Below are 14986 nucleotides of genomic sequence, written 5' to 3'. Positions count from 1 at the left end.
GCGGGAATGACATAAAACGAGCCGTCTTGCTATAGAAATGACATTAAAATTAGAATAATGCTAGTAATGACCCATTGCATCCCATTCTGGCTGCTTCCTTTCAGACCTGACCGACTAAACAGGTACAATGCCCACTACTAGCATAATTAACATAACCTGTTTATTTTCAAGAAACAATATATTTTTTTTCTATTTCCGATTTTGTTAATCTTGCAGGAGGACCGAATATTTCAGGGTTTTTTAATTTAAACAAATCATCGGAAAATTTTTGTACTTGAGCTATTTTATCAAAAGTAATAGTGACTATATTATTATCTTCAAATATTTTTAATGCTTCAATTTGTTGAGTAGTTTTATTAAAAGTAATTTCGCTACGTTTTTCCGTTAGAGTATGATAGATAGTAATTTTAGAAATATTTCTTTCGTTAATTACTGATTCAAAAACAAAATCCTTGTCGAAATGCCCATTATCTTCTAATAAAAAATTAAATGTATTTTCGCTTCTATTAATACGACTTACTTGCTCCATATCGTAATCATACATCGATACGAAATTTTTAGTACCTATTATAACTAAAGGGAAAGGAGGATAATAATTACATCTAAAATTATAAGGTTTATGGATCAGTAATTTTCCTTTAACTATTTTACCGTACGAATCTTTTTGAGTAAAATCTATCGCAACCGATTTTATCGTATGTAGATAAGTTTTTAGCTCCGAAATAGCTGTTTTATCATCTGCCCCAAATGCGAAGCTTGAATTCACAAAAAGATAAATAATGATTAGAAAAAATATTTTTTTCATTTTCGTTGTTTTATATTTTAAATTATGTTTAAAATACCTTATGTATTCAGTTAATGCAAAATATAATTAGTATTTATGAAAATCGTTGCTTTAAAAGAAAAAGCCAAGCATGAAACACGAGCCGTTATAACGCCTGAAGTAGCAGGATTGCTAGTCAAAAAAGGCTATGCGGTTATGGTAGAAAAAGATATAGGGCTTCATGCCGGTTTTCTTGATGAAGAATATGTTGCTCTAGGTGCTAAAATATCTTCGGTACCACTCGAAATTATTTCTGATGCTGATATTATATTAAAGGTGCAACCTTCGTCCGTTACGGATAAATATAGTGAGCTTGAACTTGCAAAAAAAGGAGCAATTATTGTAGGATTATTATCGCCTTATTTAAATCATGAATATATAAAAGTGGCAGCTAAAAAAAACCTTACGACTTTTGCTATGGAGTTTGTGCCGAGAATTACTAAAGCTCAAAATATGGACGCTTTATCTTCTCAAAGTAACTTAGTAGGCTATAGAGCGGTAATTGAAGCAAGTTATCATTACACAAGGGTTTTTCCTATGATGATAACTGCAGCAGGGACGATTTCACCGTGTAAAACTTTAGTGCTTGGTATCGGTGTTGCCGGTCTTCAAGCTATTGCAACGGCAAAAAGGCTTGGTAGCATTGTTGCAGGATATGATGTAAGAGTTGCTACCAAAGAGCAAGTAGAAAGCTTAGGAGCTAAGTTTGTTTCACTGGCATTACAGGAGGATTTACAAGATAAATCAGGCTATGCTCACGAGAGTTCGGAAGATTATAAAGCTAAACAAGAAGAGTTTTTAGCAAAAATTATTAAAGGATATGACATAGTTATTACTACTGCACAAATTCCAGGAAAAAAAGCACCTCTGCTTGTTACGGAAAAAATGCTAGAATCTATGAAGCGTGGCTCAGTGATTGTTGATATAGCGACTAGTACAGGTGGGAACGTGGAAGGTTCAGAACCGAATAAGATTGTTACTAAGCATGGAGTTACCATAATAGGTTTATCAAACCTTGTTACTAAAGTTGCTACCGACAGTTCAAAATTATATGCTAAGAATTTGTATAATTTTCTAACCTATGCATTGCAAGACGGTAAGTTTAACATGGATGATGCGTTAGTACGTGAGATGTTGATTACTAAAGACGGAAAAATTGTGAGTGAGAAATTAAATATATGAATCAAATACCGACGATGGCTAAACAGGCTGCTGAAATTGCCCATAATACCCAAGAATTATCAGATAAATTAAAAGATTTGGTAATAGATACTGGTTGGCAAACAAACACAAGTACTATAGATCCGCTAATATTTGCTATAACTATTTTTGTATTAGCTTCTTTTGTAGGCTATTATATTGTGTGGAAAGTAACGCCTGCACTCCATACTCCGCTTATGTCTATTACTAACGCTATTTCAGGTATTATAGTTCTTAGTTCTATGATTGCTGCAAGTAGCTCTGCCTTTGGGTTTCCCGGTCTACTAGGGTATTTTGCAACGCTGCTTGCTTCTATAAATATCTTCGGTGGATTTATAGTAACAAAAAGAATGCTCGAGATGTTTAAGAAGAAGTAATTAATAATGTCATATCTGCGTTGTTGATACCCAAATCATTATTGCGAGGAGTAAGGATTGTTGCATAGATCGAAGAACCTATTCGATGTCGTTCCCGCGTAGGTGGGGATGACATGACAAGTCATACGGTTAACGTTTATAGTGACAAAAAAATCAAATTAAAGTTCTAGTTCTTTATATTCAACGGTAACTACTTCGTATGATTTAGATCCTTTCGGTGTTGTAACTTCTACAAAATCACCTACCGATTTTCTAATTAAAGCTTTTGCTATAGGAGAAGCGATTGAAACTCTTTTTCTAGTTATATCGGCTTCATATTCTCCTACAATAATATATGTTACTTCTTCTTCAGTATCGTTGTCGATCAAAGTAACCGTAGCCCCGAATTTTATGTTATCTCCCGATAATTTACCAATATCAATAATCTCCGCTCTTGCCGTCATATCTTCAAGCTCTTTAATACGCCCTTCTATAAATGCTTGTTTCTCACGTGCCGCTTCATATTCTGCATTCTCGGATAAATCGCCGTGTTCTCGTGCTTCGGCTATATCTTCACTAATTTTTTTACGTTCTACATGTTTTAAATGTTTAAGCTCGTGTTCTAATTTTTCAAAACCTTTAGCGGTGATAGGAAATTTTGTATTCATAATTATATTGTATAGATTTAGTAATTTTAGTATACTATTTTCAATAATATAGATTTTAGCAAGTATATTTGTAATAGTGAAATTTGTCAAATAAGCCTTTTTAATTATTGGGCATTGCCTAAATATCTGCAAGTGGTCCTTGTCTAAACAGATTCTGTTATGTCATTCCTGCGAAACGAAAGCAAGAATGACATTGAATACTGCTCGCAATGATGTTGGCATTATTCCTCATATAACAATAGCGACAAATTAGTAATCTTATGGAAATTAAAGATTTTGACTTTGAGAAAAAGCGTAAAATTTTCCACCTATCGGCTATAATATTTCCGCTGCTTTATTTATTTACTCCAAGAACCGCTATTACGTTATTATTATTTATAATAACAGCTATTACATTATATTTAGATGTATCACGTCATAATAATGCAAAAATTAGCGGATTTGTAACTAGATTTTTTTCAACAGTTATAAGGCTTGAAGAAAATAACGGTTCTTTTGCTTTAAGCGGCGTTAGCTTTATGATGCTCGGTTTTTTCTTAACTGCTCTTCTTTTTCCTAAAAATTTAGTGATTTGTTCGTGGTTAATTTTAATTATTTCAGATTGTGTAGCGGCTCTTGTCGGCGTTAAAATAGGAAATAGTTTAGGTAACGGTAAATCTATAGCCGGTTCTATTACCTTTTTAGTTTCTGCAATTTTTATAAGTATATTAGTGTATTTCTATTTAGGATATAATACAAGTTTTTTTATTATTATTATAAGTTGCATAGGGGCTACAGTAGCTGAATTTTATTCAAAAAATTTAAGAATTAACGATAATTTGTCTATACCACTTTCTTATTGTCTTTCTACAGCTATTCTTTCCTACATATTGTAATATAATGAGAGTTGCACTGGAATTTTATGAGTTCTTAAGAAACCGTATTAACATATCGGATGTAGTGCGGCAAAAAGTAGCTTTAACTAGAAAATCCGGTAACTATGTAGGTTTATGTCCCTTCCATCAAGAAAAGACCCCATCTTTTACGGTTAGTGATAGTAAGAGATTTTTCTATTGTTTTGGTTGTAAAGCAGCCGGTGACGTTATAAAATTTACTTCTAATATTAGCAGTTTATCTTATAATGAGTCTGCTATAAAGCTTGCAACCGATTACGGTATAGAGATACCGAAATTAACTGCGAAACAGAAAGAATTTTATGAAGAATCCGATGAAATTCTCAATATTTTAGAACTCGCCAATAAGTTTTTTAGGACACAATTAACACCTGAAATATTACATTATCTACACGAAAGGGGTATTACCGAAGAAACAGTAAAAGAGTTTTCAATAGGCTTTGCCCCAAAGAATAATAAATTTGAAAAATTTTTTCACGATAAAAATATAGATATTATAAAGCTTGGTAAAGCAGGGCTAATCGGCAAGCGAGAAAACGGTAAAATATATAATTTATTTTCTAACCGTATTACTATTCCAATTAGAAATATTTACAATAAAATTGTAGGCTTTGGCGGTAGAGTACTAGGGGAGGGGCTGCCTAAATACTTAAATTCACCTGAAACTACAGTATTTCAAAAAAGTGAAACTCTATACGGTGAGCATAAAGCGATAAGCAGTAGCTATAAAAAAAATCATTCGATTTTAGTAGAAGGTTATTTTGATGTTATAGCACTACATCAAGCAGGTTTTAGTGAAACGGTTGCGAGTCTCGGTACTAGCGTTACCGAGAATCACTTGCATAAATTATGGCGTGCTGGCGATGAAATTATATTATGTCTTGACGGAGATAATGCAGGCATAAAAGCTAGCATAAGAACTATTAACTTAGCATTACCGCTTATTAATAGTGAAAAGAAAATTTCTTTTATTAGGTTACCAAGCGGACTTGATCCCGACGATGCAGTAAATAAAAACGGTGCTGATTTTTTTACAAAGCTTATAGATAAAAGAATAAGCTTATCAGAAATGATTTGGCATATTGAGTATAGCGGCAAGAGTTTTAAAACTGCGGAAGCAAAAGCTAATTTAGAAAAAAATTTAAAAAATTATTGCAGTAAAATATCGGATAGTAATTTAAAAGCAAGTTATTATAGGTTTTTTAAAGATCAAATATGGCAAAATTTAGTCACAACGCAGAAGAAAGCTACAACTAAAAACTCAAATTTGGCTCCTATAATTTTAAGTCACGGCTATTCGGAGCTCGAAATACTAGAACATGCTTTTTGTGCTTTGTTGGTTAAATTTCCTGTAATACTTGAAGAAAAAGATATTAGAGATTTCATCTTAAATTTAAATTTTAATAATAAATCGCTTGAAGAATTCCGTAATTGGTATTTAAACGAGATTATAGATAATAACGTAGAAGCAAGTGAAATTACTGCAATTGTGGAAAAAACTAGCTTTTTTGATATTTTTTTATTATTATCAAAAACGGATAATTTGTTTTTAGATATCTCATTTAATAAAAATAATATCAGACTGAATTTATTATGGCAGTGGCTACATAAGAAATATTATCTAATAAATTTACAACAAGAATACGCTATTACCATAAACAGCACTGACAATCATGACTTTGAAAAAGTTTTACTATATAAAAAAGAAATTCTGAAGATTGCAAATGAACTTCAAGTTTTAAACGAATCTTTTATTAATCACACGATAACTTAATTATTTCAAACTTCTTTTAAAAGAAAAAAGCATATAGGTATTTAATGAGCAATAGCAATATAGATAATGATCTAGATAAAATAGATAGTTTACTTAAAAAAGCTAAATCTAAAAAGATACCGGTCACTTATGATGATATAAACAACGCTCTTCCTCTTAATAAAAATCCTTCAATAAGACAATTAGAGGAAGCTATATTAAAATTTTCCGATGCGGGGGTAGATATTTTAGAATCTAATGAAGATGATGAAATTAAGCTTGATATCGGAATGGATGAAGAATTTAAGCTATCTACCAATGTTGATAATGAATCTGAGGATGAGGTAGAAGAAGAAAATATAGGTACTACCGATGATCCTGTAAGATTATATCTTAAGGATATGGGGGGAGTCGATCTTTTAACTCGTGAAAATGAAGTAGAAATAGCAAAAAGGATTGAGGAAGGACATAAAACAATGACTGCTTCCTTATGCAGAAGCCCTATTGCTATGCGTTGTTTTATAGTATGGTATGAAGATTTAGTTAATGAAAAAATGTTACTACGTGATCTGATAGATTTAGAAGCTAACATGTTACATGACGAAACACCTGAAAATGATGAAGAACATAGTAGTGAGACCGAAGGAGAAGAGCATGAGGATAATCACTTATCTATGTCTAGAGTAGAAACGCAGATATTACCTAATATTATAGAGCGTATGAAAAAGATTTCTTTTATCTGTGAAGAGCTACTCATTGAAGCTAAAAAATGTTATGAGAAATCTTTTGAGCCGAAGGTTTTACAAAATAGCAAAAAATATAATAATTTGGAATTATTAATAAATGAAGTTTCGGAAATACATTTTAATTCTAAAAGAACAGAAGAAATTTTAGGTAAGATGTATGGAATAAATCGTGATTTAATTAATAAAGAAACAGCTTTTTTAAAACTTGCTGAAAAATATGGAGTAACTCGCCAAAATTTCCTTGATGAATATATAGGATCAGTTATCAATGCAGCATGGAAAGAAAAAATGCTGAAAAATAAAAAAGTCGCTTGGAAAGAGTTAATAACTAAAGAATCGGATTATATAGATCAAATGATTACTGAATTATCGGTTATAGAATCTAAAACCGGTCTTTTAGTTAATGATTTTAAAAAACTAGTGAATACTATACAAAAAAGTGAGAGACAAACGCTACAAGCAAAAAAAGATATGATAGAAGCGAATTTACGTTTAGTTATATCTATCGCTAAAAAATACGCTAATAGAGGATTGCAGTTTTTAGATTTAATTCAAGAAGGTAATATAGGACTTATGAAAGCGGTGGATAAATTTGAATATCGCCGTGGTTATAAATTCTCTACCTATGCTACGTGGTGGATTAGACAAGCTATAACAAGAGCTATTGCCGATCAAGCAAGGACTATACGTATTCCTGTGCATATGATTGAAACAATTAATAAGATACTACGTACTTCAAGACAAATGCTTAATGAACTCGGATACGAACCAACAGCAACGGAAATCGCTAACCGTCTTTCAATGCCGCTTGATAAAGTGCGTAAAGTTATGAAAATAGCTAAAGAACCTATAAGTCTTGAAAATCCCGTAGGTGATGATAGTGATGGCGGTCAATTAGGCGATTTTATCGAAGATAAGAATGCAGTAGCACCGATTGATGCGGCAATTCAGTCAAATTTACGAGAAGTTACCACTAGAGTACTTGCAACCCTTACGCCTCGTGAAGAAAGAGTGCTTAGAATGCGTTTCGGTATAGGTATGAATACTGACCATACATTAGAAGAAGTAGGGCAGCAATTTAAAGTAACTAGAGAACGTATAAGACAAATCGAGTCAAAAGCTTTAAGAAAGTTACAACATCCTATTAGATCCAAAAAACTTAATAGCTTTAGAAGCGGAGGAAAGCGTGGTGATGGTAACCCATCGGATTTACTAGAAGCATGATAATACTTATACTGTCATCTCGTGATTCAGGATCTCAGGACGCGGCTGTGATACAAGATCCTGTGGTCAAGCTACGGGATGACATTGGGCTATTATGTATCGATATAAAATTACCATTGAATATTTAGGCACGGATCTTGCAGGTTGGCAAAGACAAGCAGGAGTAATGTCGGTACAGCAGATATTAGAAGAAGCGATTTATAAATTTTCCGGTGAACAGGTGATATTGTTTGGGTCAGGAAGGACAGATGCCGGTGTTCATGCTATAGGTCAAGTAGCACATTTTGATCTTTCAAAATATTTAGAACCTCACAAAATTATTACGGCTATCAACTATTTTGTAAGACCGTATGCCGTAGGAGTATGGAATTGTGAATTAGCCCCCAATAATTTTCATGCTAGGTTTTCAGCTACCTCTCGTTATTATATATATAGAATTATTAATAGACCTTATCCATCGGTAATTGATTTAAATAGAGCATGGTGGATTAGTTCACCTTTAGATGTTCTGGCTATGCAACAAGCTGCCACTTATCTATTAGGCAAACATGATTTTACTTCATTTAGGGCTAGCTCATGTCAATCAAAATCACCGATTAAAACTCTAACTGAACTTAATATTATTAAAGAAGCCGAAGAAATAAAATTATATCTTTCAGCCCCGTCATTTTTGCATCATATGGTACGTAATATTGTCGGTAGTTTAGTACTTGTTGGTAAAAATATTTGGCAGGCAGAACAAATTCAAGATGTTCTAGAAGCCAAAGATAGAACAGCCGCCGGTCCTACTGCTCCCGCTTCCGGTCTTTATTTTGTGAAAGCAGCGTATTAACAACCATAAATTTTGTCATTACAATGCCTCACTGCATAGGCATTGTTACGTGGATACCACCTTGTCATTGCGAAGAAATTACGAAATAATTGACGAAACAATCTCAGGATATTTGACGAGATTGCCATGCAAGTACTACGGTTGCTCACAATGACAACCGGGTATCCATCTACAAAGTACACTCGTAATGACGTCCTAAATTAGTACACTATGACACTGTCAATAAACTGTATAATTTTTCATGGATGTTAGTTAGCTTACCTATATCATTTCCACCGGCTTGAGCAAGGCTTGCTTGTCCACCTCCGCCGCTGCCACCTAAGAATAAAGAAAGTTTTTTTGCAATTATATCTGCATTGTATTTGTCTGTTATAGCTTTACTCACTGCAACCGTAATAGATAATTTACCAATTCCCTCGGCAATGTATACCATTATCAAATCTTCTACTTTTTTTGTTAAATTTTCGGCAGCTTGACGTAATATTTTATTGTCTATATTTCCTACTTTTTTGTATAATAGTTTTATCCCTGTTATTTGTGCAGCTTGCTTTTCAATTTGCTCTATACTTAAATCTAAACTAGCTAAATGAGTTTTTTCTAATTCTTTCTCAACTTCCTTGTTACGCTCTAAGATATTATTAACCTTAGTAATAAGTTCATTTTTATTAGTTTTTAAACTATTTTCTATCGATTTAAGTAAACTATCCTTTTCTCTCATTAATTTAATTACGAATTCACCGCAAACTGCTTCAATTCTACGAACACCTGCTGCTATAGCACTTTCACTTGTAATTTTAAAGCAACCAATGTCACCGGTACGTCTGACATGCGTCCCGCCGCATAATTCTAAAGAAGTCTCACCTATCTTAACTACTCTTACTTCAGAGTCGTATTTCTCGCCAAACAGTGCCATAGCTCCTTGTTTAACTGCATCTTCAGTTGCCATTAATGTAGTAGTTACTTCATGATTATCTCTAATAATCTCATTTACCTTATCTTCGATTAAAGTAATTTCTTCATTAGTCACAGCTTTAGAATGGCTAATATCAAAGCGTAAATAAGTTGGAGTGACTAACGAACCTTTTTGAGTAACATGTTTACCAAGTACCTCATGCAGTACTGCATGTAATATATGCGTTGCCGAGTGATGAATTCTTAAATTTTGTCTATATCTTATGTCTATACTAAAATTAGCATTCTCGCCTACGTTAATCTGCCCCTTTTTCAAAATACATTTGTGGACTATAATAGAGCCTAAATATTTTAAAGTATCTATTACTTCTACTTCAGCTACTTCAGAATCTTTTGCAAATATCGTTCCGATGTCACCTATTTGACCGCCTGATTCACCGTAAAAAGGAGTTTGGTTGCTGATTAGCAGGAATTGTGTATCTATCTCTTTTATATCATTAACTAAATTATTATTTTTGATTAATGCAATTATTTTACATTTTGCTTCATTCAGTGTATATCCTAAAAACTCCGTGCTACCATGTTGCTCTTTGATATCGAACCACAACTGATCGGTTTTTGATTCACCGGAGCCAAGCCAAGATTTTCTAGCACGTTCTTTTTGCATAAGCATTTGCTCTTCAAACCCTTTGTGATCAACGGAAATATCACGGTTTTTTAGAATATCTTCGGTTAAATCAAGCGGAAATCCGTAAGTATCGTATAGTTTAAATGCTACTTCTCCTGATAATTCATTACCTTTTGTTAGCGTTTCTGTTTCTTCGGTAAGAAGTTTGAGACCACGTTCTAATGTGGCTTTAAATCTAATTTCTTCTTGTTCTAAGATACTGCTTATAAAGCTTTCTGCTCTTTTAAGTTCAGGATAAACATTCCCCATTAAATCAACAAGTTTTGGCAGTAATTTATACATTAACGGCTCTTTTGCCCCAAGCATATGAGCATGCCTCATGGATCTTCGCATAATGCGGCGAAGTACGTAACCACGCCCCTCATTTGAAGGAATAACACCGTCAGCTATTAAAAAGCTACTTGCTCGTAAGTGGTCGGCAATAACTCGGTAAGAAAATTTAGCTTCTCCATCTACTTTCACTTTTACTATATTTTCGGTAAAATTAATTATTTCCTGAAATAAATCTATATCATAATTGTTGTTAACATGCTGTAATACTGCCGTCATACGCTCAAGACCCATACCGGTATCGATAGATTTTTGCGATAATTCTATGCTAGTATCTTTATCGATTTGTTCATATTGCATAAATACCATATTCCAAATCTCGATAAATCTATCACCGTCTTCACCTTTAGTACCGGGAAGTCCGCCATATATTTGTTCACCGTGGTCGTAAAAAATTTCGGAACAAGGACCGCAAGGGCCAGTATCACCCATTGACCAAAAATTATCGTTTGTTTTGATCTTTATGATACGATCATCCCCAAAACCTGCTATTTTTTTCCAATAAGAAGCTGCTTCGTCATCAGTATGATAAATTGTTGCATAAAGCTTGTCTTTTGGGAGTTCAAATTCTTTAGTCAATAAATTCCAAGCGTAATATATGGCTTGTTCTTTAAAATAGTCACCGAATGAAAAATTACCTAACATTTCAAAAAAGGTATGATGTCTTGCTGTATAACCGACATTCTCAAGGTCGTTATGTTTGCCGCCGGCTCTAAGAGATTTTTGACTAGTTACCGCGTTGTTATAAGGTCTTTTTCCTTGCCCGGTAAAAACATTTTTAAATTGTACCATTCCGGAATTAACAAACATTAAACTAGGGTCATTGTGTGGAATTAACGAGCTGGTCGGTACATGTGTATGATTATTTGCTTTAAAGTAAGTTATAAATTTACTTCTAACTTCTTCAGTGGTAAATTTAGTCATGGTAAAATATATATTATTTAATGTTATGTCATGCCGGAGAGGATCATTTTTTGTCATTGCGAGGAAAATTACGTAGTAATTGTACGTCCCCACGCATAAATGACGTCCAGTATAGTAAAATACATTGAATTATGACTAAAATAAATTTATTTATGAAAAATATTTTTGAGTCGATCAAATTACATTTTGTTCAATTTGCTACAAAATTAAAAATATTTTCTTTCAAAAGAAAAAAGATTGTGGTGTTACTAGGTAATAAAGGTGTATTTCTTAGTACTTTTCTCGATAATAAATTATTAGATAAATTATTTATCCCTACTCGGGAACAGATAGACTTAAATCCTTATAAAAACTTTTTTAGTAAATTTCCAAAAAGCGATATTTATTTTTTACTTGACGGCAGTGAATGTAAAACACGGCACGATCAAATACCTATATTACAGTCAATAGTTAAACTTGATCCTATTGAACAATTTATTGAAGGTTATTTTAATAAAGAAGACATTATAGCACATTGTGTTTACGAAATTACTACTACCCCAAGTGAAATTTGGTCGACTTTAATTATGTCATGTCCATTTGAAGCACCCTTAAGTGATATAATTTCATGCATTATAGATAAAAGATCTCTTGATTTAAAAGGCGTTTACTTTTTAACGTTAGAGCTAAAAGTTATTATAAATAAAATAATGCAGAATATAGAAAATGATAAATATAACGATTATTTTCAAATTTGTGTATATGCATCACAAGCTAGCGGTATAAAATTTATTATCAAACATAAAAATAATATAATAACAATTAGAAATCTTGAGTATCCATTTGATAAAACAACCGGTTATGTTCAAGGTATTATAGAACAAGAAATTAATGATTGTTTGATATTATTTAAAAACTATATAAGTAATCTTGACCAAAGAGCCTGTATAATTCTTATAGTAGATGAAGAGTTAAAATTTTTATTAGAATCAACAAATTTTGAAGAACGCCCTGTAATCTTTATACCGGTTGATAATATACTAAATAAGCAAACTCTAGAAAAAGAAAGATTTATAGATACGAATATTAGTAGACTATTTCTAGAATATAAGAGTTTTCCCGCTTATAATAATAATTTAAAATCAATAAAAAAACTAGTTACTATAAAGGATCTGACATTTAAATTGTATAGTGCATTACTTATAATATTAATATTAGTGGTCGGTATTATCAAATATAATACAAAACAAAATTACAAAGACATAAACTCTATTAATGAAAAATATTATGCAACAAATCAAGAATACAAATATAAATATCCTTATATTAAAAATACTACTAGCCTAGCTGATTTATATGTAATAGAAAAATTACTAGAAGTACCGGTCCCACTGCCGTTTGATTTACTTAACAAGCTAATAACTACTTTAAATCCGGCTTTTAAATTAGAAGAAATTAAATGGGAATTAACAAATATAGATAATATTTTGTTAGTTTCTAAGAGACAATTAATAATCAAATTAATACTTAAATATCATACTAATAATCTATCGGTAGATGAATCTCTAAAGATGCTAGATGATCATATGACAAACGTAAAAAATAAATTATCTAATTTGCAGATAGATTATGTTATATATAAGGATAAAATACTTGATATATTCGGTAAGGTAGTAATCCCTTTATCGGTTAATATAGTTGATAATAAAACATAATATTCCATGTCATTCCTGCGTAGGCGGGAATCCAGAGTAAAGCGAGATAAATCAAGTTTTTAAAAAACTTTAAACCTATGCGGGAATGACATAAACCATGCAACGGCACTAATAACTCAAGGTAAAAATAATGTTTGAAAAATATATTATGTATTTAAAGAATCTTATATTTTTTCAATTTATTATATATTTCTTCTTTATTTCCTTAACTATTTGGATAATAAAAATTGTCCAGCAAGAATACAGTAAATCTATTCTTGATAAACAAGTTTTACAAGAAAATCTAACAGAGGAAGTTTTAAAACTTTATTCTGTCATTAACTCTAAAGAAGGAATATTAGAATCGCACAACAAATATGTAGATTTAAGTGTGCCAAGTAGTGTGAGTTGCTTAAATTATCAAGAACTAATTCCTAAAATAAAAAGCTTAAGCAATAAATATGATTTAGTAGAACCTATAGATGTATTTATAAATTCAGTATTTTTTAAAAATAATATTCAGGTGATTGAAGAAGAAGGTGAATCGATTCATGTAAATAATTATAGCATAAATATAAAATATGCGTGTGCAGATTTTTTGACTTTTCTAAAAATATTCTCTGAAATTTATTCTTATATGCCTCCTAATACTCTTATATCTTTTGTACGAGTACGTAATGAAGAAGTGTTAACACCTAAGAATATATATAAACTTTCAGTAAATCATGCTCCTAATCTTATTTATGCTAAATTGATATTGTATGTTAGAGAATTAGCCTCAAAATAGATTACCAAAATGAATAATGCAATAATACTTAATAACGTAAATACTAATTTATTTAAAAAAGATATTGTTAATAATTTTGTCAATAATCTTATGAAATCTACTTGCTTTACTATTGCAAATATGCTTGCTATAGATTATACGCTAAGGCTTAATTCTAAACCAGACGCTGAAAAATATATTAATAAATGTATTTCTAGACTCAAAAATTATTTAGGTATGCGGGTTATTAACGATGATAATTTTTCCGTAGCATTAGAGTTATTTGCAATAATGATTACTTCTGAAGACGAAAATGAGCAAAATAAGAATAATATTTTAGAGCAATCACAAGATATAATAGCAGAAAATCTTGTAGAAGTTTATTTTGGAGATGAAATAAATAGTACCGAAAAAGAAAAAATTAAAAATATATTTAAAACTCTTTTAAAAGAGAAGGATTTTGATAAAATAATAAATTACGCGGAGTCTCACAAAAAATTATTTAAGGCTTCTGTAATGTATGCCATGAAGAAATATAATAATATTGATGAAGCAACCATCTATATAAAGAAAGAATTTAATAAAATATTAGAGATGTCTTTAGTATTTACACAAAAAAGTAATATATTTAAACAAGCAACCGGAAAAATCGCCGGTGCTGTTTGTGCTTTATTAGTTGGAGCAATCAGTGTTGCGACTGCGGGAGCGGCTTTTTCTATCATAGTTGTACCGGCATCAATTTTTGCCATCAGATATGCACCTGAACTTGGTGAAAAAATTGGAGAATTAATTTTGAATAATGATAATGCAATAAAACTAGAACAAAGCAATATAGATAAGTTTATGAAAACATTACAAAATGATAAAGAAAGTCTTCTCTCTCAAGAAAAAATAAAAAACATCAAACAAAATATTAAAGTTTCTCCTTTTCGAATCAATGCTAAATTAACTAAGAAAGTGGTTAATGAAAAACATAGATAGGATATAGTCATTGCGAAAAGAATTACGCAGTAATTCGACGAAGCAATCCAGTAAAAATTCTGTAAAATCAGAATTTTTTTAATTATTTTTCTAGCTTGCCACATCGCTACGCTCCTCGCAATGACGACTACGGTATCAACGCAAGCAAAGCTATTCGCATGAAATAAAGCTATTTTTACTTGAGAATATAAAATATTACTCTTATTATCTTTTTTTA

The 14986-nt window shown here is 31.5% G+C and carries 12 protein-coding genes and 1 other RNA gene; 9 read left to right on the top strand and 4 right to left on the bottom strand.

The annotated features are described in order from the left end of the window. Positions 1–52: 52 nt before the first annotated feature. Together ffs and QUD19_RS01990 are read right to left on the bottom strand one after the other, a co-directional pair. Positions 53–146: signal recognition particle sRNA small type (ffs, locus tag QUD19_RS01995), an RNA gene on the bottom strand. Positions 147–166: 20 nt separating this feature from the next. Then, positions 167–805 (bottom strand): outer-membrane lipoprotein carrier protein LolA, encoded by a 639-nt coding sequence (locus QUD19_RS01990; RefSeq protein ID WP_498808398.1) that lies wholly within the window; start codon positions 803–805, stop codon positions 167–169. Between the two features lie 75 nt (positions 806–880). On the opposite strand from QUD19_RS01990, the gene QUD19_RS01985 reads away from it, so the two are divergent. Together QUD19_RS01985 and QUD19_RS01980 are read left to right on the top strand one after the other, a co-directional pair. Next, the gene (locus QUD19_RS01985) at positions 881–2005 is read left to right on the top strand and encodes an NAD(P) transhydrogenase subunit alpha (protein WP_498808397.1); all 1125 of its coding nucleotides are present in this window, start codon (positions 881–883) and stop codon (positions 2003–2005) included. Beyond that, entirely contained in the window at positions 2002–2400 is a 399-nt protein-coding gene (locus QUD19_RS01980) for an NAD(P) transhydrogenase subunit alpha part 2 (protein ID WP_498808395.1), read from the top strand. Before QUD19_RS01985 ends, QUD19_RS01980 begins: the two co-directional genes overlap by 4 nt. Positions 2401–2558: 158 nt before the next feature. Here QUD19_RS01980 and greA read toward each other — a convergent pair whose 3' ends face one another. Further along, on the bottom strand, positions 2559–3047 hold the full coding sequence (greA, locus tag QUD19_RS01975; protein WP_392506907.1) for a transcription elongation factor GreA: 489 nt from the start codon (positions 3045–3047) through the stop codon (positions 2559–2561). A gap of 260 nt (positions 3048–3307) precedes the next feature. Between greA and QUD19_RS01970 the strand changes: the two genes are divergently transcribed. From QUD19_RS01970 to truA, 4 genes are all read left to right on the top strand, one after another. Next, positions 3308–3922, top strand: a complete 615-nt coding sequence (locus QUD19_RS01970) for a diacylglycerol/polyprenol kinase family protein (RefSeq protein ID WP_498808394.1) — start codon at positions 3308–3310, stop codon at positions 3920–3922. Positions 3923–3926: 4 nt separating this feature from the next. Beyond that, positions 3927–5714 carry a DNA primase gene (gene dnaG, locus QUD19_RS01965; protein WP_498808393.1) on the top strand — a complete coding sequence of 596 codons (1788 nt, stop codon included), beginning with the start codon at positions 3927–3929 and terminating at the stop codon, positions 5712–5714. A 44-nt stretch (positions 5715–5758) separates the two neighbouring features. Further along, entirely contained in the window at positions 5759–7663 is a 1905-nt protein-coding gene (rpoD, locus tag QUD19_RS01960; protein WP_498808392.1) for an RNA polymerase sigma factor RpoD, read from the top strand. Positions 7664–7757: 94 nt separating this feature from the next. Next, positions 7758–8495, top strand: coding sequence for a tRNA pseudouridine(38-40) synthase TruA (gene truA / locus QUD19_RS01955; RefSeq protein WP_498808391.1), 738 nt, complete (start codon positions 7758–7760; stop codon positions 8493–8495). 208 nt (positions 8496–8703) lie between these two features. Here the strand turns inward: truA and alaS are convergent, their stop codons facing one another. Next, positions 8704–11349: an alanine--tRNA ligase gene (gene alaS, locus QUD19_RS01950; RefSeq protein WP_498808657.1), complete on the bottom strand. Its 2646-nt coding sequence runs from the start codon at positions 11347–11349 to the stop codon at positions 8704–8706. A 131-nt stretch (positions 11350–11480) separates the two neighbouring features. Here alaS and QUD19_RS01945 point away from each other — a divergent pair, with 131 nt between their 5' ends. From QUD19_RS01945 to QUD19_RS01935, 3 genes are all read left to right on the top strand, one after another. Continuing rightward, positions 11481–13043, top strand: coding sequence for a hypothetical protein (locus tag QUD19_RS01945; protein WP_498808389.1), 1563 nt, complete (start codon positions 11481–11483; stop codon positions 13041–13043). Between the two features lie 130 nt (positions 13044–13173). Then, positions 13174–13809, top strand: coding sequence for a hypothetical protein (locus QUD19_RS01940; protein ID WP_498808388.1), 636 nt, complete (start codon positions 13174–13176; stop codon positions 13807–13809). Between the two features lie 9 nt (positions 13810–13818). Continuing rightward, on the top strand, positions 13819–14769 hold the full coding sequence (locus QUD19_RS01935) for an RP853 family protein (protein WP_498808387.1): 951 nt from the start codon (positions 13819–13821) through the stop codon (positions 14767–14769). Positions 14770–14986: the final 217 nt, after the last annotated feature.

The organism is Candidatus Rickettsia kotlanii, from assembly GCA_030295365.1.
Taxonomy (GTDB): domain Bacteria; phylum Pseudomonadota; class Alphaproteobacteria; order Rickettsiales; family Rickettsiaceae; genus Rickettsia; species Rickettsia kotlanii.
Note: the sequence above shows the minus strand (reverse complement) of the source record. Positions and strands in the feature narration are given on the sequence as shown.

Bases quoted from the DNA above. Each gene is read 5' to 3' on its own strand.
- QUD19_RS01990 (WP_498808398.1), bottom strand. From the start codon at position 805: ATGAAAAAAATATTTTTTCTAATCATTATTTATCTTTTTGTGAATTCA.
- QUD19_RS01985 (WP_498808397.1), top strand. From the start codon at position 881: ATGAAAATCGTTGCTTTAAAAGAAAAAGCCAAGCATGAAACACGAGCC.
- QUD19_RS01980 (WP_498808395.1), top strand. From the start codon at position 2,002: ATGAATCAAATACCGACGATGGCTAAACAGGCTGCTGAAATTGCCCAT.
- greA (WP_392506907.1), bottom strand. From the start codon at position 3,047: ATGAATACAAAATTTCCTATCACCGCTAAAGGTTTTGAAAAATTAGAA.
- QUD19_RS01970 (WP_498808394.1), top strand. From the start codon at position 3,308: ATGGAAATTAAAGATTTTGACTTTGAGAAAAAGCGTAAAATTTTCCAC.
- dnaG (WP_498808393.1), top strand. From the start codon at position 3,927: ATGAGAGTTGCACTGGAATTTTATGAGTTCTTAAGAAACCGTATTAAC.
- rpoD (WP_498808392.1), top strand. From the start codon at position 5,759: ATGAGCAATAGCAATATAGATAATGATCTAGATAAAATAGATAGTTTA.
- truA (WP_498808391.1), top strand. From the start codon at position 7,758: ATGTATCGATATAAAATTACCATTGAATATTTAGGCACGGATCTTGCA.
- alaS (WP_498808657.1), bottom strand. From the start codon at position 11,349: ATGACTAAATTTACCACTGAAGAAGTTAGAAGTAAATTTATAACTTAC.
- QUD19_RS01945 (WP_498808389.1), top strand. From the start codon at position 11,481: ATGACTAAAATAAATTTATTTATGAAAAATATTTTTGAGTCGATCAAA.
- QUD19_RS01940 (WP_498808388.1), top strand. From the start codon at position 13,174: ATGTTTGAAAAATATATTATGTATTTAAAGAATCTTATATTTTTTCAA.
- QUD19_RS01935 (WP_498808387.1), top strand. From the start codon at position 13,819: ATGAATAATGCAATAATACTTAATAACGTAAATACTAATTTATTTAAA.